At 48.0% G+C, this 19290-nt stretch carries 17 protein-coding genes; 9 read left to right on the forward strand and 8 right to left on the reverse strand.

The genetic code is table 11. From position 1 onward, the window contains the following. Window positions 1-9: 9 nt before the first annotated feature. The 6 genes from IT233_09440 to IT233_09465 are packed head-to-tail and all read left to right on the forward strand — an operon-like array spanning window position 10 to window position 5446. Complete coding sequence (locus IT233_09440) at window positions 10-1971, forward strand: tetratricopeptide repeat protein (GenBank protein ID MCC7302854.1); 1962 nt, start codon at window positions 10-12, stop codon at window positions 1969-1971. Between the two features lie 53 nt (window positions 1972-2024). Beyond that, complete coding sequence (locus tag IT233_09445; protein MCC7302855.1) at window positions 2025-2678, forward strand: hypothetical protein; 654 nt, start codon at window positions 2025-2027, stop codon at window positions 2676-2678. Continuing rightward, entirely contained in the window at window positions 2675-2971 is a 297-nt protein-coding gene (locus IT233_09450) for a transcriptional regulator (GenBank protein MCC7302856.1), read from the forward strand. The genes IT233_09445 and IT233_09450 overlap by 4 nt, the downstream gene beginning before the upstream one ends. Window positions 2972-3025: 54 nt before the next feature. Further along, complete coding sequence (locus IT233_09455) at window positions 3026-4444, forward strand: B12-binding domain-containing radical SAM protein (GenBank protein ID MCC7302857.1); 1419 nt, start codon at window positions 3026-3028, stop codon at window positions 4442-4444. After that, complete coding sequence (locus tag IT233_09460) at window positions 4441-5112, forward strand: DUF1361 domain-containing protein (GenBank protein MCC7302858.1); 672 nt, start codon at window positions 4441-4443, stop codon at window positions 5110-5112. The genes IT233_09455 and IT233_09460 overlap by 4 nt, the downstream gene beginning before the upstream one ends. Further along, window positions 5087-5446 carry a diacylglycerol kinase family protein gene (locus IT233_09465; GenBank protein ID MCC7302859.1) on the forward strand — a complete coding sequence of 120 codons (360 nt, stop codon included), beginning with the start codon at window positions 5087-5089 and terminating at the stop codon, window positions 5444-5446. The genes IT233_09460 and IT233_09465 overlap by 26 nt, the downstream gene beginning before the upstream one ends. A gap of 61 nt (window positions 5447-5507) precedes the next feature. Here IT233_09465 and IT233_09470 read toward each other — a convergent pair whose 3' ends face one another. The 7 genes from IT233_09470 to surE form a co-directional block, all read right to left on the reverse strand. Continuing rightward, entirely contained in the window at window positions 5508-6767 is a 1260-nt protein-coding gene (locus IT233_09470) for a T9SS type A sorting domain-containing protein (GenBank protein ID MCC7302860.1), read from the reverse strand. Between the two features lie 62 nt (window positions 6768-6829). Next, window positions 6830-8698, reverse strand: a complete 1869-nt coding sequence (locus IT233_09475; protein ID MCC7302861.1) for a S9 family peptidase — start codon at window positions 8696-8698, stop codon at window positions 6830-6832. A gap of 80 nt (window positions 8699-8778) precedes the next feature. After that, window positions 8779-9975, reverse strand: a complete 1197-nt coding sequence (locus IT233_09480; GenBank protein ID MCC7302862.1) for a hypothetical protein — start codon at window positions 9973-9975, stop codon at window positions 8779-8781. Between the two features lie 23 nt (window positions 9976-9998). After that, window positions 9999-11186: a SpoIID/LytB domain-containing protein gene (locus tag IT233_09485; GenBank protein ID MCC7302863.1), complete on the reverse strand. Its 1188-nt coding sequence runs from the start codon at window positions 11184-11186 to the stop codon at window positions 9999-10001. Continuing rightward, window positions 11183-12268 (reverse strand): lipid-A-disaccharide synthase, encoded by a 1086-nt coding sequence (lpxB, locus tag IT233_09490; GenBank protein MCC7302864.1) that lies wholly within the window; start codon window positions 12266-12268, stop codon window positions 11183-11185. The genes IT233_09485 and lpxB overlap by 4 nt, the downstream gene beginning before the upstream one ends. Continuing rightward, window positions 12269-12562, reverse strand: coding sequence for a hypothetical protein (locus IT233_09495; protein ID MCC7302865.1), 294 nt, complete (start codon window positions 12560-12562; stop codon window positions 12269-12271). Continuing rightward, the gene (gene surE / locus IT233_09500; GenBank protein MCC7302866.1) at window positions 12559-13332 is read right to left on the reverse strand and encodes a 5'/3'-nucleotidase SurE; all 774 of its coding nucleotides are present in this window, start codon (window positions 13330-13332) and stop codon (window positions 12559-12561) included. Before surE ends, IT233_09495 begins: the two co-directional genes overlap by 4 nt. 133 nt (window positions 13333-13465) lie before the next feature. On the opposite strand from surE, the gene IT233_09505 reads away from it, so the two are divergent. Together IT233_09505 and IT233_09510 are read left to right on the forward strand one after the other, a co-directional pair. Continuing rightward, window positions 13466-14167, forward strand: coding sequence for a zinc metallopeptidase (locus IT233_09505; GenBank protein ID MCC7302867.1), 702 nt, complete (start codon window positions 13466-13468; stop codon window positions 14165-14167). Between the two features lie 127 nt (window positions 14168-14294). Next, window positions 14295-15929 carry a DUF4139 domain-containing protein gene (locus IT233_09510; GenBank protein ID MCC7302868.1) on the forward strand — a complete coding sequence of 545 codons (1635 nt, stop codon included), beginning with the start codon at window positions 14295-14297 and terminating at the stop codon, window positions 15927-15929. On the opposite strand, the gene IT233_09515 is transcribed toward IT233_09510, so the two are convergent. Next, window positions 15926-16690 (reverse strand): RNA methyltransferase, encoded by a 765-nt coding sequence (locus tag IT233_09515; GenBank protein MCC7302869.1) that lies wholly within the window; start codon window positions 16688-16690, stop codon window positions 15926-15928. The genes IT233_09510 and IT233_09515 overlap by 4 nt on opposite strands. A gap of 60 nt (window positions 16691-16750) precedes the next feature. Between IT233_09515 and IT233_09520 the strand changes: the two genes are divergently transcribed. Further along, the gene (locus IT233_09520; protein MCC7302870.1) at window positions 16751-19288 is read left to right on the forward strand and encodes a BamA/TamA family outer membrane protein; all 2538 of its coding nucleotides are present in this window, start codon (window positions 16751-16753) and stop codon (window positions 19286-19288) included. The last annotated feature ends 2 nt before the right edge of the window (window positions 19289-19290 follow it).

The raw sequence follows: 19290 nt of genomic DNA on the forward strand, positions 1-19290 counted from the left end.
GAATACCCTATGAAAAGTAAGTGGCTGATCATACTGCTGGCATTTGCCGGACTGGCCAGGGGCGATGAATATCAGGACAGTCTGCAGGGTCGCTTAGCGGAAAATTTGTCCGACAGCGTACGAATGAAGGTACTGTACAAATTAGCCGATCACCTTTCTTCGGACAGTGTGCAGAAAGCGATGCACTACTCCCGCGAACTGGAACTGCTGGCGTCGAATACAGAAAATAAAAAATATCTTGGCCGCGCATACTTTCTGCAAGGCACCTGCTTCGATCATCTGCAATCGTTCAAGGAGGCTATGGATTATTACTACAAAGCCCTTCCCTTGCTGGAAGAAACAGCAGACACTGCTGTTCTTGTACGCACCTATAATCAAATAGGTATCATTTCGTCGTATCAAAAGAATTACGAGGTTGCTCTGAAGTATTTTATAAAGTTTTCCGCCATTGCCAAAGCAAGAAAGGATGACAGACTTCTTGGTAATGTTTACAATAACATTGGGGTGACGTATAAAAATCTCGGCCGTATGGATCTGGCCAATGAATTTGCCTTTCGCTCCCTGGCCATTTTTGAGAAGCTGGACTTCAAGCGGGGGATCGCCTCCAGCTACCTGAACCTGGGTGTGAACCACGACAAATCCGGCGAACACGAAGAAGCCCAGAAGTACAATTTCAAGGCATTAAATCTTTTCAGAGAAATTCAAAACGATTTCGGACTAATCACCTCGTATACGAATATAGCTGACTCTTATAAGAACTCCGGCCATCTGGCCATGGCACTGACTTATTTCGACTCCAGCCAGACTTTGTGCCTCTCCACGGGTTCATTTATTCAGCTGAAAGATACCTACGAGGGACTTGCCGAGGTCCATCGGCTGCAAAACAATCATAAATCCGCTTATGAATATTACCGGAAATTCATCACACTGCGCGATTCCCTGTTCTCAGACGAGAGTGCCAGAAAAAGCGCAGACCTGGAGGCCCGGCAGGAACTGCTGAAGACAGAAAAGGAACTGGACCTTCTGAAAAAGAATGATGAAATAAGGGACCTGGAACTGAACCGTAACAAAATATTTGTGGTGTTGCTGATCCTCGCCGTTCTTTCAGTAGGAATTATCGCCTACCTTCTTTTCCAGCGTAACAAAAGCAAACAAAGCGCTAACGAAGTACTGCAACTCCAGAAAGAGGAGATCCTGCATCAAAAAAACGAAATTACAGACAGTATCAACTATGCCCGGCGAATTCAGGAAAGCATTTTACCACCCGATCGTATCGTTAAAGCCGTTCTCCCCGATTCTTTTGTTCTCTATCTGCCTAAAGATATTGTGAGCGGCGATTTTTACTGGGCCGATAAAAAAGACGGACGATCCTGGTTTGCCGCTGTGGACTGCACCGGGCACGGAGTGCCGGGTGCCATGATGAGTGTCCTCGGATTTAATCTGATACAGCAGTCCCTTCATGACAAAGGACTCCAAACACCCGGAGAAATACTGAAAAACCTGGACAATGGCGTTAATATGACCCTGCGCCAGTCGGGTTCTGACGATACAGTAAAAGACGGAATGGATCTGGCATTGTGCTGCATTGACTGGCATAAAATGGAACTGCAATATGCCGGTGCGTACAACCCCCTTTGGCTGCTCAAAAAGGACAGTGTGGATATCCTGGAAATCAAGGCCGACAAAAAGATCATCGGGTCAAACGTGAATGACGTGGCAGATGAATTTACCAATCACCGGCTCAGTCTGCATCGCGGCGACCTGGTATATCTGTTATCGGACGGCTATGCGGATCAGTTCGGAGGACCCAATGATAAGAAATTCAAGTACCGGCCGATGAAAGAGTTACTGTTGAGAATCCGGGGCAAGGAAATGGCTGAACAGCATAAAATCCTGAAGCAAACCATCCGTGAATGGCAGGGCAGCTGTGAACAAGTAGATGATATTCTGATCATTGGGGTGAGGGTTTAAGCCGGTAGCGGGTACGCAGGAAATTCTTAGCTTTGTGGTTCAAAGTAAAAACTATGGACCAGGCAAACGAAGACCTCCGGCACATTCGCTCCATCATGGAGCGGTCATCCCGATTTCTGTCATTAAGCGGACTTTCCGGCGTGTTTGCAGGTATTTATGCACTGGCAGGAGCCTGGGTGGCCCGCTGGTATCTTACCCATCTGAGTACCGAAACCAGGTATGAATATTACGATTTCAGCCTGCAGTCATTGGCCGTACACGGTGAAGGTACACGTCACCTGGTAGATTTCTATACCTTTTTTATTCTGGATGCGGGGTCCGTTCTGATACTCTCTCTCCTTACCGGCTTTCTCCTCACCCGCCGGAAAGCGGCAAAGGCCGGACTGAAAGTATGGGATCCAACAAGCAAGCGCATGCTGATCAACCTGGGCATCCCGCTGGTTACCGGCGGGTTGTTCTGTCTTATAATGCTCTGGTATAACAACTGGTACCTTGTGGCACCCGCCACCCTGATCTTTTACGGCCTGGCCCTTATCAACGCCAGCAAATACACCTTCAATGATATCCGTTATCTCGGTGTTTCTGAGATCATTCTCGGTCTCGTAGCTGCCTTCTTTGTTCCCTACTCCCTCTGGTTCTGGGCCTTAGGGTTCGGGGTGCTCCATATTATTTACGGCGTGGTCATGTGGGCCCGCTATGAGCGATGAAAAATCCCATCATAAAACTTAATAAGGCCTTTGAATCCAGGGTGCGGCTTGGAATCATGAGTATTCTTATGGTCAACGAGCGCGTGGACTTCAATACCCTGAAGGAAACCCTGGAGCTGACCGACGGCAATCTCGCTTCCCACCTCACCGCACTTGAAAAAGAAGGATACCTCAACGTCCGGAAATCCTTTCTCGGGCGAAAGCCCCACACTACTTATGGAGCAACACGACCCGGCGAAAAAGCCTTCAAAGAACACCTGCACGGCCTGGAGAACCTTCTTAAAAAACGTTAACACGCAATAAATATATTTTTTTATCGTTTTACTTTGTATCTCAAAGTACTTTATATGAAAGTGAAATTCATTCTTCCTGCACTTACCGAAGCGGAAAGCCCCTATTGGAGGCCTGTCAAATACTCTCTTTTTCCGCCTCTGGGACTCACCGCGCTGGCGGCGTACCTGGGTCCGGATGATGAAGCATCACTTACCGACGAGCATGTGGAGACACTGGATTTAGAAGACAGGCCAGATCTTGTAGTGATCCAGGTATATATCACGAATGCGTTCCGGGCTTACCGCTATGCCGATCACTACCGGGCAAAAGGCTGTTTTGTAGTATTGGGCGGCTTGCATGTAACTGCCTTGCCGGAAGAGGCGGCACAGCACGCCGACGCCATATTCATGGGTCCGGGAGAAGAAACATTCCCTGAATTTTTACATGATTTCCGGTCCCGGAATCCAAAAAAAGTATATTTCTCCTCTATCCGCACCTTGCAGGGAGTTCCTCCGGTACGACGCGACCTTATTAAGCGTCATCTCTATCTCGTTCCGAACAGTATTGTAGTTTCCCGGGGGTGCCCGCACCATTGCGGCTTCTGTTATAAGGATGCTTTCTTTGAGGGAGGGAGGTCCTTCTACACCCAACGCGTGGATGAGGCTCTAACGGAGATCAGCCGGCTTCCGGGACGGCACTTGTATTTCCTGGATGATCACCTGCTGGGTAATCGTCGGTTCGCGGAGGAGCTATTCGAGGGAATGAAGGGTATGAACCGGGTATTTCAGGGGGCCGGTACGGTCGATTCTATACTGCGCGGAAACCTCATTGAGAAAGCGGCTGAAGCCGGTCTGCGTAGTTTGTTTGTAGGATTTGAAACATTAAGTGCGAACAACCTCCGGGCTTCTAATAAAAAGCATAATCTGGGAAAAAATTATGAGAAGGCCATTCAACGGCTGCACGACTTCGGCATCATGATTAACGGGAGTTTCGTTTTTGGGATGGATGACGACCGGGAAGATGTATTTGATCGCACCGTAGATTGGGCGGTAAAAAACGGCATCACCACTTCTACCTTTCATATTATGACTCCGTACCCCGGCACCGCACTTTTCAGAGAAATGGAAGCAGCGAAACGGATCCTGCATCGGAGGTGGAATGAATACGATACCCGCACCGTTGTGTATAAAACAAGCGGAATGAGTGCGGAAGTCCTGAAGGCAGGTTACGACAGGGCCTACCGGAATTTTTATAGCTGGAGCAACATTACCAGGGCCAGCCTTGTACACGATAAAATAAAACATCAGCTTAAACATTTCGCCTATGCCGGTGGCTGGAAAAAATTTGAACCACTGTGGAACTTCGTGATTAAGAACCGGCGATTAAACAATATGCTTCCATTGCTGGAAAGTGTTCTTGCCAAAACAAAAACTCAACCTGTTCCTCTCTCCTCTCCTATCCTGATTCAACAACAAAAACCACATGCGGCATGAAGATCAATTTTGCGTTTTTAGGACTATCCACTGTATTTGCACTCTTTCTGCTGGGTTTGAGAGTAGTGGAGACCAATACACTGAAATATATTTTTCTGGCCTGGAACCTGGTACTCGCCTGGATGCCTATATTCATGGCCTTGCTCCTGAAAGAAGTCAGCAAGGATCTCCGGTTCAGGTGGCCACATCTGTTCATTCTGGGAGGCTGGCTGCTTTTTCTTCCCAACGCTCCGTATTTGATCACCGATCTGCTTCATTTAAGACCAAGGGAAGGGGCCCCGTTCTGGTTTGATGTGTGCCTGGTTGGAATATTTGCCTGGAATGGCATCGCGACCGGACTGGCTTCCACGCGGATTATTCATCTGTACCTGATCCGTAATGTTGGAAAATGGAAGTCGGCAATACTGATCACCCTTTGTTTCATGCTTTGCGGTTTTGGCGTGTACCTCGGGAGAGTGGAACGCTGGAATTCCTGGGATATATTGTCTGATCCGCTGGCGCTTCTCAACAATATAACGGATCTTATATTAAATCCCTTTGAACATCCGGGCATGCTGGGCATGAGTTCCATCTTCTTTTTATTTCTCTCATTGGCCTATTTCAGCACACATGGTGTGCATCTTTCCTTAAAAAACACAGCGCATGAAAAAAACCGTATTGAGTTTTAAATACGCCATCCGTGGCATTGCTCAGTTATTCCTGACGCAACGGAATGCAAGAATCCATTTGCTTGCACTGATTACCGTTGTTACTTTTGGCTTCTGGTTCAGAATTGAACAACACGAATGGCTTTGGCTGCTGGCTGCTTCAGGTTTCGTACTCACTGCAGAAGGATTTAACACCTCCATAGAATACCTCACTGATCTTGCATGTCCGGATTTTTCAAATCAGGCAGGAAAGGTAAAAGATATTGCTGCCGGGGCGGTATTGTTAGCGGCGCTTACTGCCGTGGTGGTGGGACTGATTGTATTTGTGCCAAAAATCGGGCTAGCCATGTTCTAATGTTCACTCCCGTTGATAGCGGGGGCGGCGAAAGCCGAACTACGAAATCGTTTAGAATCAGCTACCGCACCAATTTCTTTGTCAGCAATTCACTTCCGGCGTGAATACGTAGCAGGTACAATCCGCCCGCCAGCTCTTCAAGACTGATTTCATCCTTGTCTGTAAAACGCTTCCTGCTGATTAATGTTCCGGCAAGATTGTATAACTCCCATGCGGCTTCAACCCCGGGGCAGCTGATAATCCACGTATCATGGCCATTCTGTAAAATACGGATAGAGGAGATACCGGGATCACTCAGTCCTGTTGCAGGATTACTCCATTTGGCAATGTTAAAAGCCATGCCTCCGCCTGCAAGAGTAAAAATACCGCCTGCATACAGATAACCTCCGTATTTACTCAGGGCTTCAACGTTGTTGTTCATTCCCTGTACGCTCACCTGGCTCCAGGCACTGCCATTCCATTTGGCGATCCGGTTTGCGGTAACTAACCCTGCGGTTGTAAAGGCTCCGCCTGCGTACAGTTCTCCGTTATAAACCGTCAGGGCTTTCACATCACCTCCCCCCATCCCGGTTCCAAGTGCAGACCAGGCAGAACCATTCCATTCAGCGATGTAGGTAGCCGGACTGCCTCCGGCATTCTGAAAAAATCCGCCGCATATCAACTTCCCATTATACACACACATAGCTGCAACCCTGGCATCCATTCCCACACCGACCGCCGACCAGGTGCTGCCATTATATTTTGCAATGTAACTGGCCGAGGTATTGACAATGGTAGTGAAATCGCCTCCCACATATAATTCGCCGTTATAAACAGCCATGCACCTTACACCGGCACTGGTACTATTCCCGAACCCGGTCCATGTACTTGTACCCTCATTCCATTTGGTAATGTTATAGCTCTGGTTCGGACCGGCAGTATTAAAGGTGCCACCAATGAATAGTTCACCCTGGTATTGCTGCATGCAGTACACATTATTATTAATGCCTGTGGTGAGGGGAGTCCATGTGTTTCCGTCCCACTTGCCGATATGATTGATGGGAGTAGATCCGGACATTGTAAAATTACCGCCCATATGCATCTCCCCGTTATACAAAGTCATGCAGAAGGCCGAATTATTCAGGCCGGAACCCACATTGCCCCATGCCGAGCCGTTCCACGATACTACCCGGGTGCCGGGGCTGGTAAAATCACCGCCCACATACAACAAGTTAGCAATGGTATCATTATACATAACATGCACCGCGTTATTGGTCCCCGAAAGCACAGCAGACCATTGGGCAAATGAAAACGCGGGTAAAATCAGCAGGAGGATAGTCATTCGGTTCATGAACGGGCTCTTTAGCAAGTAAAGATAAAAAAAAGGGCGAAATGTTATCTGTTTCACTTCACCACGAACTCCCGGATAAACATGACAACGGATGCAAGATAGAAGTCGTTATTTACTTTCTTCCTGAATCCATGCCCTTCATCTTTCCCAAGGAGATACCAAACAGGATTTCCGTTCTTTTTCAGTGCGTCCACCATTTGCTCCGCTTCCGTTGCCGGCACCCTCGGATCATTCAACCCCTGCACAATAAACATTGGTTTTGTGATCTTGTGAACATTATTATTGGGCGAAATTTTTTCGAGAAAGTCGCGCATCTTCGGATCCCGCTCGTCGCCGTACTCCACCCGTCTTAAATCGCGTCTGTATTCTGAAGTGTTCTTCAGGAATGTAACGAAGTTCGAAATTCCCACCACATCTATACCGCCTTTCAGACGGTCGTTAAAATGTGTCATACAGGCCAGGGTCATATAACCGCCATACGATCCGCCCCAAACTGCCACTTTGGATGCGTCAAGCTCCGGCTGCAGCGCAATCCAGTCGAGGAGCTTCCCGATATCCTTTACCGAATTCTCCCGGAGGAATCCGTTGTCCAGTGTAACATAGGTTTTACCGTATCCCGTGCTGCCGCGAACATTAGGAACCAATATAGCCACCCCCAGTTCATTACAAAGATACTGGTAGAGGGGCGAAAAGCCTGGTTTACTCTGCCCTTCCGGGCCTCCGTGAATATTGATCATCACCGGAAGTTTTCCGGGCCGGTTCGGCTTGTACAAAATACAAGGGATCATCCGCGGTTTTCCGCCAGAAGAATCGAATGTGGGATAATAAAAAATGGACGGCTTTGAAAATTTCGAGACATCCATATTACCAACTTCTGAAAAGGTCCAGCGTGTAATTACCTCTTTGCCACCTGCCAGAAACTTATCCGCATCTAAGACATAGACATCGCCCGAAGAGTTGAACGTAGTAAGGGTATAAGCGAGCCGGTTGGTCACCGGATGAAAACGCATCGTTGAAAATAAGCCCTCCGGAAGCTGGGATACGCGGGTATACATTTTCTTTTTTACCTGATAAATATACAGGGAAGAATAACCGTTTTCATTGCATTCGAACGCAACGAGATCTCCTTTGGCATTCAGCTCAAAACCTTCTGCATCCCAGGGAATCTTTCCGGAGATAACCGTTGATTTTTTTGCAGCGATATCGTAATACCTGAGGTGGGAAAATTCACTGCCTTCGTCGGAAACATACCATATCCCTTTCCCGTCCGGGGAGAAGGAGGCTTCGCCGATATTTATTTTTTCCTCGGAAGGAATCAGGTTGATCATTTTTTTTCCCACGAGGTCATAGAGGTATAGATGGGATTCATTCACGGAAACATAATTCTTCACAATCATCCACTTTTCATCCCTGGACCAGTCACTTATCCCCCAGCCTCCGCCTTCCACCTTCAGTACCAGTTCGGGCTCAACATCACGGTCGAGGTAATGTACATAGATATCCATATCCTTGCCGTTTCTGGCATTTCCTGTGTAGGCGAATTTGTCACCTTTGGTGCTCCATTTAAAACGCTCGTGCCTGGATTTGCCATCGGTAAGGGTCTGATACTGGTTCGTATTCAAATTCAGACGCAGAATCTGATAATTTTCATCGCCTCCTACATCCTTCATAAACAGCAGTTCATTTCTACGCGCATCAGGACAGGACATTCCGGTTCCAATGGGTTCTTTAAACCAGGTGATCTGTGTACGATCCTTCCCAGGACCTGCTACGTAATGCAGCTGTGCCACATCTGCAAACCGGGTGGAAATAATCATTCCTTTACCCCCGGGACCCCAGTCGCAGAAGACTGCTGAACGGACATTGGTGAATTTCGCCAGTTGCTCAAAGAGCGGATTGGGAATATCTGGAATGCCCTCCATTGCAAGGTTACCTATTTCTTTTCGCTGTTGCCCGAAGAATACTGCGGCGCACATCAGGAGTCCGGTAAGGATGTTCGTTTTCATTGATTGGGATTTGTAATCACTTTTTTAACAGACAAGCCATCCGGAGTGCAGAAAAGATATACTCCCGGAGTCAGCGGAGGCAACAGCAGTTTCCTGCCAGTAAGATCATGCCACGCGCCACCTGTTATGGTATTGCTTTTCGTATCACCCTCCATACCCAGTCCGCTGCCCCAGCGGCTGATATACTTCGAATAGACAGATCCGGCATAGGCGAAATAACCACCTACGTATAGTTCTCCCCCATAGGTTATCCACTTCCAGGTGTAACTGTTGGTGCCGCCATACATCGGAAGCCAGTTTACTCCATTGAATACTGCAACATAGTTAAGCTGGGTGCTGCCGGAATACATAAAATTTCCGCAGGCATACAGCTTTCCGTTAAAGGACCAAAGATCATTCACCCAGTCATCGAATCCGGCCGCGACAGCGGACCAGCCTGCGCCATTCCATTTCGCCACGCGAAGGGCGGGATTGCCGCCTGCACTCTGGAAATTTCCACCCGCATACAATTCACCGTTATGAACACCCAGGGCATCGCCCTCCCCACCCAATCCGCCCCCTACATCTACCCATGCATTTCCCGACCATGCAGCCATAAAGGCGAGAGGAGTAACTCCGCTGGAATCAAAATTTCCGCAGGCATACAACGTACTGTTCCATATAGTCATGTCGAGGACACCGTTATTAAAACCGTCTCCACAGGCGGACCATGTACTTCCGTTCCATCTGGCTACTCTGCTGACAGGCACCAATCCGGCGGAATCAAAATCTCCTCCTACATAGAGTTCACCATTAAAAACATGTAAACAAAAACCGAGGTAACTCAATCCACCGCCAACATCCGACCATGTAGAACCGTTCCATCGTGCGATATAGTTCACTTCCGTAGTTCCGCAATGAGTAAACAGGCCTGTGGCATACAGTTCGCCATTGTAATACTCCACATCCCTTACCAGTCCGTTCGTACCCGGTCCGAGTGCCTGCCAGTTGACTCCGTCCCAACGGGCAATATTATTTGCATTTCCGGTACCGGCAGTCATGAAATCTCCTGCTACATACATGAATGAAGAAACGGTATCGAGTGCAATTCCCAACACACCAATGCCTCCTCCCAGACTACCACCAACCGGATTCCAGACCTGCGCCTGAATTATGAACGGAAGCAAGACAAAAGGAATTACTTTACTTCGCATCCGGCTAATTTAATAATAAAACATTACTGATCCTGAGTATCGGAACTGCGAAAAAAATCAATTCGCTCAAGGTCCACGAGTAGAACACCCTTATAATAATGATCTATGATTTCTCTGACAGAATACCCCTGTTTTGACATTTCCATAGCACCCTCCTGGCACAGTCCTACTCCATGCCCGAACCCTCTGCCGTTTAAGAACACCTGACCACCCTGCAGACGCACAGAGAAGTAAGTAGACCTAAGCTTCCAGTCTTCACGTATCGTACGCAGAGGTATACAATTCCCATCTTCCATGAAATACTTTTTACGCACCGGCTGGTCAAAGTGCGTAAGCGCATACCACATGGCTGAATCATTTACCGCACAATAAAATTTCTTCTCGAAGTAGTCCAGCCATTCCTTCTCCGGAATCTTCCGTGTCCAACCGGCGCCTGGTTTTTTCAGGCAGAAGGTGTCCGGAACGGAAACCAGATAGGGAACTTGTTTATTCCAGACATCCTCTGCATTGGAAGTATGCCCTCCGCAATTTGAAAAGAACAACGTACTGATGAGTCTCACGGAATCATCTACGAGCACCTGGCCGGCTGTTTCGAAAACCGCCCTGGAAATGTCTTTCTGGTACGATTTCCCATTGTACACCTGGCAATGCACTTTATCGCAAAGATGAAACCCCTCTGCCTTATGCTTTTCAAGATTGCTGAGCGCATAGGTACGAATAATGATCGCTTTAAGCTTTTTGAATTCGTAAGGATTCACGGATCCCACCTCTGCCTGGATAACGCCTGGTATATAAAACTCCAGTGGAAGCTCATTGGTGAGAATGAGTGATCCGGCCGCTGCGGTGATCGTAAGGCTTCCGGGATAATGCCTGGCTTTTGTACCCCCGTCGGGACGGAGTTCAAAGCTTGCAGTACCAGAAGAGTCCGGGTGGACAGGAAAGATCTCAAAGTAGGATGATACCGATATGATTTTCCCCGCCTCAGACATCACGATGGAATCGCCCTGCACTTTCATCTGGAGATTCCTGTGAATAGTTGCAGTGAACAACTTGCCACCTTCTCCGGTAACCATGTAATTTGCGTTATTAGGACTGAATATGCAGAGCGGCATATCTCGGTTATAGAAGATACGCACAGAAACAACCTGTGAGAAAAGAGGGAGCGAAAAGGAGAAAAAAAGGATGAGTCCGATGGCAGCGAAGCGGATCACTTTGCGGTAATAATTGCGGCCGCACGCTCCGATGCTCCGGGTCCGCCCAGCTTTGCTGTAAGCTCAGCATATTTCCCGATCAGGCGATTGCGGTATTCCGGATTAAAGATGTTTCGCAATTCCCTGAGAAGATTTTCCGGATGAAGATCGGACTGAATCAGTTCCTTAACCACCTCCTCGTCCATCACCAGATTAACCAGAGAAATAAATTTCACTTTTACGATCTGCCGCGCGATAAAATAGGAAACAGGGTTTCCTTTATAACATACCACTTCAGGTACTCCGAAGAGTGCTGTTTCCAAAGTGGCTGTACCTGAGGTAACCAGTGCGGCATCTGCGTGTCTCAGCAGTTCATAGGTTTTTCCGTGAATGACCGGTACTTTTCCTCCTGTGATTTCATCATAAAATGCCGGAGGCATGGCCGGTGCGCCTGCAATCACATACCTGTATTCAGGAGCCCGCTTTGCCGCTTCCATCATGATGGGAAGCATGGTAGAAATTTCCTGTTTGCGGCTACCGGGCAATAATGCCACCAATGGCCGGGAATCGGGGGTGAGGGAAAGGGAGTCAGGCAACGTACCCCTGATCGCATCCAGCAGAGGATGTCCCACATAATTCACATCCATTCCGAAGCGGGCATACCATTCCTTCTCGAAAGGGAGAATCACAATCATTTTATCCACTGTCTCCTTTATAGCATGTACACGGGATGCCTTCCACGCCCACACCTGGGGAGAGATATAATAATAAACAGGAATGCCTTTTGATTTCAGGAATTTTGCGACCCGCAGATTGAAGCCCGGGTAGTCCACGAGAATCACTGCATCGGGCTTCCAGCTCAGAATATCCTTTTTACAAAATTCAATATTCGAAAGAATTGTCCGGAGATTGAGTAATACTTCGGTGAAGCCCATGAACGCCAACTCGCGGATATGTTTCACCACCTGTGCGCCGGAATCCGCAAGAAGGTCTCCTCCCCATGCCCGGAAAGAGGCTCCGGGGTCTTTTCGCAGAATTTCACGAACCAGGTTGGAGGCATGGAGGTCCCCTGACGCTTCACCTGCTATGACGTAATATTTCAATCAGCGGATCACTTTGAGGTAAACGATCAGAAAAGCGAAAAGGAAGGTGGCCGCAATGATCCCTTTGGCTGCCTTGTCCATTTTTGTCCAGTAAAACGTGAAGAATAATCCGAGGTTCAGTATCACACAGAGGGAGATTCTCGGACTCAGTGTTCCCTCACGGGACAGGTGGTCGGCAAAACGCTCCAACCCCATCTGGCCATATTGTATCCAATGGTAGACGGAGAATAAAAGAACAGGACCTGCGATACCGCAGGTTAACCCGAACCATAATCTATCAAGTTTTGCTTTCACAATTCCCAGTTGTTGAGGTGCTGGAATGCTTTATGCATGGTCATATCAAAATGTACCGGTACCACCGCAACGTATCCATTATCGCAAGCCCATACATCGGTATCTTCCTTCCCTTTTTCGAGGTTCAAAAAACTACCGGTTAGCCAGAAATACGGAACGCCGGACGGATCTTTTCTTTCATCAAGCTCCTCTATCCAATAACCGTGCGTTTGCCGGCAAAATCGGATGCCGCGTATATCCTCTGCTCCAATGGCAGGGATATTGACATTCAGGCAACATCCTGCAGGTAGCCCGTAACGCAATACGTTGCCGGCGATCTTTGTTACAATCGGTGAACAGGCGCTGAAATCCGCGTCAATGGAGTGATCACAGAGCGAGAACCCAACAGAAGGAATGCCTTCGATCGCACCTTCCATTGCAGCAGACAAGGTGCCAGAATAAATCACCGAAATAGAAAGATTCGAGCCGTGATTGATCCCCGAAACAACGAGGTCGGGTTTGCGGGGAAGAATCTTGTTAATGGCCAGTTTCACACAATCCACTGGTGTTCCTGTTGAAGAGTATTCCTTTTCCAGGCCATGGTACTTCTCTTTACGGAGCCGGATGGTATGATTGATTGTAATGGCATGTCCCATTCCGCTTTGAGGCTTATCCGGTGCGATCACCACAACATCGCCCAGCTCCCTCATAGCCTTCACCAGAACACCAATACCGGGAGCAGTGATCCCGTCATCATTCGTTACGAGGATAAGTGGCTTCTTTTCAGTCATCTATCTGCAAAATTAGCAAGAAGAGGTGTCACTTTTACATTGCCACCTGCCATTTATGCACAAACAGGGGTCAAAAGCAGAAAGGCACAGGATTTGACATAATGAAATATCTTTAAAAAAACGACCTATGTTAATGTTTGACCCTGTTCTGCTGATAATCACTATAGTATTTGCCGTTATCGGCTTTATCATCAGCGGAACCCTGAAGTCCAAATTCGCCAAATACTCCCGAACACCTATGCGGTCGGGGCTTAGCGGAAAGGAAGTAGCTGAAAAAATGCTTCGCGACAACAATGTTCACGATGTAAAAGTAATTTCTGTTGAAGGCCAGCTCACGGATCATTACAATCCGAAGAACCGCACGGTAAATCTCAGTCGTTCTGTATACGAAGGGCGCCATATAGCGGCCGCTGCGGTTGCTGCCCACGAATGCGGACACGCGGTTCAGCATGCTCAAAGCTATGCGTGGCTGCAAATGCGTTCAGCCCTGGTTCCGGTTGTTCAGATCGGGACCACTTTATTGAACTTCGTGATCTTTGCGGTTATGATCGCTGCATTTGCCTTACCTGCCCTTTCCAACATTGGTCTGCTTATCATGATCATTGCACAGGCTCTTATTACCCTTTTTACGCTGGTTACATTACCCGTAGAAATTGATGCAAGTCAGCGGGCGCTGATATGGCTTCAGAGTAGTCGCATTTCGGCCGGAGAAGAGCAAGGTCAGGCGAAAGATGCCCTTACCTGGGCCGGCCTTACCTACCTGGCAGCCGCACTGGGTGCGTTGGTGACCCTGCTATATTTAGTTTTGCAATTTACGGGGAGACGGGATAACTAGTTGATTTTCTGACACATAAATAATTTGGTATTTCATTAAGAAGCCCGGAGTAATTCTCCGGGCTTCTTAATTTTACAAGAATATGGAAAGGGCTCTCAACCTGCATCCATCTCTAAAACACACCACTATGAAAAACAAATTTCTGCTTGGGATTTTCCTTCAGGCGTTGACCATTCCTGCGTTTTACTCACAGGAAAAAAAAGTTAAACACGACATTAAGGAGGTAACCGTTTTTCTCGCAGGCGCACAGGTAACGCACGCAGGAAATGTAACGGTTACCGCTGGAAAGAACGAATTTGTATTTGATGATCTTTCGCACTCCATTGATGTGAATTCTATTCAGGCAAAAGGTGAGGGAGATTTTACCATTCTCAGTGTTTCACACCGGATCAATTACCTGAATCCTGATTTTAAGACAAAGGAAGTGAAGACCATGCAGGACAGCCTGGAGAGCATGCAGATGAAGCTGGACATGAACCGCGCGATCCGCGGAGTTTATGAGAGTGAGCAGTCCCTGCTACTGGAGAACAAAAAAATCGGCGGTGCCAACACGGGCGTATCTGCAGCGGAACTGGAGAAAACGGCGAATTTGCTGCGCACCCGCCTCATCGAGATCCAGATGAAGATCCAGGAATTGCGCATCAAGGAAAAGAAGCTCAATGAGCAGATATCCAAACTAAGTTCTCAGCTCAATGAGATGAATGCACATAAGAACCGGACCAGCGGGGAAGTGATTGTAACCGTGAACGCCCGGCAGGCCGCCAGCGGCAAACTCAGTGTTAGTTTTCTGACCCCTCAGGCGGGATGGATTCCCAGCTACGACATCCGTGCCATTGACAACTCTTCGCCCATTAAGCTGGATTACCGTGCGAATGTTTGGCAGAATTCCGGCAGCGACTGGAATGATGTTAAGCTGTTGCTCAGCACAGGGAACCCGACGATCAGCGGAACGGCGCCCACGCTTATGCCCTGGTGGCTGACGTACTATGTGGCACAGTATAAGAACCAGCCAAGCAGCGTGAATTACGGATATATGAACAGCATGCCTCCTTCAACCGTAACGATGGACGGGGAAGGAGCCATCAATGAAGAACCAGCTCCGCCTCCGGTTCCCAGCCTCACCACGAGTTCCTTCACCCAGATGAATGAAAGCGCAGTGAATACCGTGTTCGACATTTCCATACCGTACACCATCCGAAGCGACTCAAAAAAATATTCCGTGGAGGTTCAATCCTTCAGCATTCCGGCACAATACCGGTATTTCTGCGCGCCGAAAATGGACCGTGATGCATTTCTACTTGCTAAAATCACCGGGTGGGACAAATTAAACCTGCTCAGTGGAGAAGCAAACGTGTTTTATGAAGGCATGTATGTGGGAAAGAGTTACATCAATACACGTTCTACCTCCGACACCTTATCGTTATCACTCGGACGCGACAAAAACGTGGTAGTAACAAGGATCAAGGTAGGAGAACTTTGTGAGAAGAAAGTGATCGGCAATCAGAAGAAAGAGACGCTCGTATTTGAGATCAATGTAAGAAACAAGAAGAAGCAGGAAATTGAAATTGATATCGAAGATCAGTATCCCCTCTCCTCCATCAAAGAAATAGAGATTGAGTTGCTGGAGAGTTCCGGTGCCAAGGTGGATCCGGTGAGCGGAAAGATATCCTGGAAATATAAAATGCCAGGCGGCGACACAAAGAAAATGAAGTTCAGTTTCTCCGTAAAATTTCCAAAAGATAAGGTACTCGGAAATCTTTAAGCCGGGCGGCGCCGGAATTCAGAACAAAGAATACCGGCAGCAACCGCTGCATTCAGAGATTCTGCCCCGGAACTTCCAGGGTGCAGGTGAGCGAAGGAAGGGATGGAAAGTCGGCGTGTGATGTGTGTACACACGGCTTCTGATATCCCCTTCCCTTCGTTCCCGATGAGGAGCAATGCGGAGGCAGGAAGATCAGCAGTATAAACACTTTCCCCTTCCATAAAGGTTCCGGCTACCACCACGTCTGCCGGGAGGGCGGGGATGAACTCCAGCAAGTTCCTGTAATGCAACTTCACACGTGCAATGGAACCCATGGTAGCCTGCACCGCTTTGGGATTGTACAAATCCACCGTTTCCTGTGAACAAATAACATGTTCCACACCAAACCAATCCGCAATTCGCAGTAAAGTACCGAGGTTACCCGGATCCCGGATATCGTCCAGCGCAATGGTCAGCTTCCCGGAAAGCGCAGTGGTATCCAGCCGGTGCTCCGGGATGGAGCAAACAGCCAGCACACCGGAGGGGGTATGAAGAGAAGATATGCGCCCCATTTCCCTGGCGGTAATACGGATGACCGCCGTATCGTGGGAAAAAAGGGAATGTTGAAAATTGACGCTGGAATAGATCTCCTTCACCCCTATGCCACTGCTCAGCAGATCATGAACCATTTTCTCGCCTTCGGCAACAAAACAACGATGCTCATCACGAAACTTCTTCTGCTGAAGAGAACGAATAAAGGAGGCTTGATTTTTGCTTAGCAAGGGACGAGTTTTCGGGTTACTTTTGTACGTCAGCCCCCAAAGCTAATAAATTTCAAGTCATTGGCCCTCCGAAGGTTATATCTCATACGGATCTGCTTTCCGGTAGTTTTGCTCTTTTTTGCCTGCAGCCCTGTCAAGAAAGTGAAAGACGGGGAGTTTCTGCTGACTAAAAATGAGATCGTGGAAGTGGACGCGAAGCTACTGGAACTGAAGGGAGACATTGACCTGGACGAGATTGAAGCCTACATCCGTCAAAAACCCAATCGCAAGGTGCTCCGCCTGCGAATGCACCTGGGCGTTTACAACAGCATAAATGAAGACCGGCTGAAGAAGAAAAAGACCCGCCGTGAAACCCGTTTTGCCAGAAAGGACAAACGTCGCCAGAAGCGGCATAACAAATATGTAGCGAGAAAAATAAAAAAGGGCAAGCCGTATAAACCGTTCAGTCCCATGAACCGCAATCGCAGAACCTTTCGGGAATGGGTCATGGACATCGGTGAGGCCCCGGTGATCTACGATTCGCTTCTGGCTCATAAATCAGCACGCCAGATCCGGATGTACCTGCAGAACAAAGGTTTTTTTAACGCCGTAGTCAGGGACAGTGTGGTGATGAAAAGAAAACGTGCCCAGGTTTACTATATTATTGATCACAAAAAGCCGTATCAGGTACGCAAGGTTTCGTACGAAATCACTGATCCGCTGCTCGCCTATTATGTTTACCAGGATACGGCGAATCGTCAGATTATCCCCGGCAGGAATTACGATGTTGACAAGATTACCTCCGAGCGCGAAAGAATCACCCGCCACCTGAAAAATAACGGCTATTACTACTTCGTAAAAGAATATATCTTTTTTGAGATAGACAGTACTCTGGGAAGCCGAAGTGTGGATATTACCATACTGATCAAGAGCCGGGAGATGCCCGTCACCGGTCAACCTGATTCCATCCGGGTGCTGGATCACCTCCGGTACAGGATAGGAAACATTTTTATTCACCCGGATTTTAATCCCAAGATGAAGGGTATGGTTCCACAGGACAGCAGTAACTATAAAGGCATTTTTATTGTCTGCCATCAAACACCTAAATTCCATGACCGGATTCTGGCAGACGCCGTAATGTTTCACAGCGGAGAATACTACCAGAGTGTGCTGGCCGATGCCACTTATCAGCGGTTTTCGGAATTAAAATCTTTTAAGTTTATCAATGTTTCCTTCCGGGAAGCAGGTGCGGGCGTTCTGGACGCATACATTTATCTGACTCCCGTGGTAAAACAATCATTCTCCATTGAAACCGAAGGGACGAACACAGGAGGAAATCTTGGAATATCGGGAAGTTTTATTTATCAAAACAGGAATGTCTTCAAAGGAGCTGAGGTCTTTGAAATAAAACTGAAAGGCGGACTGGAGATTCAGCAATCGGATCCCGGGAATGATGAAAATTCCGCCATCGTCTCGAATAGTTTTATTCCTTTCAATACATTGGAATTCGGACCGGAGCTGAATCTGCATGTACCGCGTTTTCTCTCGCCGGTGAAATTCAAAATGTCGCGACTGGCCAATCCGCACACAACCTTCACCGTTAGCATGAATGTGCAGAAGCGTCCGAGCTTTTCCCGCACCGCCGTCAGCGGGTCGCTCAATTATACCTGGAAGGAAAATGTATTCAAACGGCATACCGTATATCCCGTTGAGCTCAATCTGATCAGTATTGATCCCTACCCCGAATTTGAGGACTATCTGAACAACAGCCAGGATCCATTTGTAGTATACCGCTACTCTGACCATACAATACTCGGGGGACGGTACGCATTTGTTTACAATAATCAGACGGCAGGATCGCGCAAAGGATTCTGGTATTTCCGTGGTGGTGCTGAAGCGGCAGGAAATTTACTCCGGGGTGTTTTCAACCTGGTAGATCAGTTTGTTCAGGAACTACCGACCGAGGAAGGCGGTTATTTACTTAATGGCTCACGGTTCTCACAGTACCTGCGGTGTGAAGCAGATCTCCGTTATTACAAATCGCTCACTGAGATGAGTAAACTGGTACTGCGTGCGTTTGTTGGGGTGGGAAAGCCACTCCATAACCTGCGTGAACTCCCCTTTGAAAAAAGTTTCTTCGCCGGAGGACCCAACTCTATACGAGGCTGGAAAGCCCGCACGATTGGCCCTGGTTCATATTACCGTACCGGCATCAGCACCTTCGACCAGGTGGGAGACAATCAGATCGAGCTGAATTTTGAGTACCGCTTTAATCTGGTGAAAGTGGTGCATGCCGCTTTCTTTACCGATGCGGGAAATATCTGGATGAGACGGGATTTTGAAGACCGCGACGGTGAAGATATCACCGTAAAGAGGGCGTACAAGGAACTGGCTATCGGTTCAGGATTCGGACTGCGTCTGGATTTCAGCTTCTTTGTCATCCGACTGGACCTGGGAATTAAAATGCATGACCCGATCTTCTCCGAAGGGGACCGGTGGGTGGTACAGCACCTGTTCGACAAAGAATGGAAAACTAACTGGACACCCAGCACGGGCGTTCAGGAAACTGGAAAATATCCCTTTTATAATTTCAATTTCGGGATTGGATATCCCTTCTAAAC

The sequence above is a fragment of the Bacteroidia bacterium genome (assembly GCA_020852255.1).
In the GTDB taxonomy this organism is placed as follows: Bacteria; Bacteroidota; Bacteroidia; order JADZBD01; family JADZBD01; genus JADZBD01.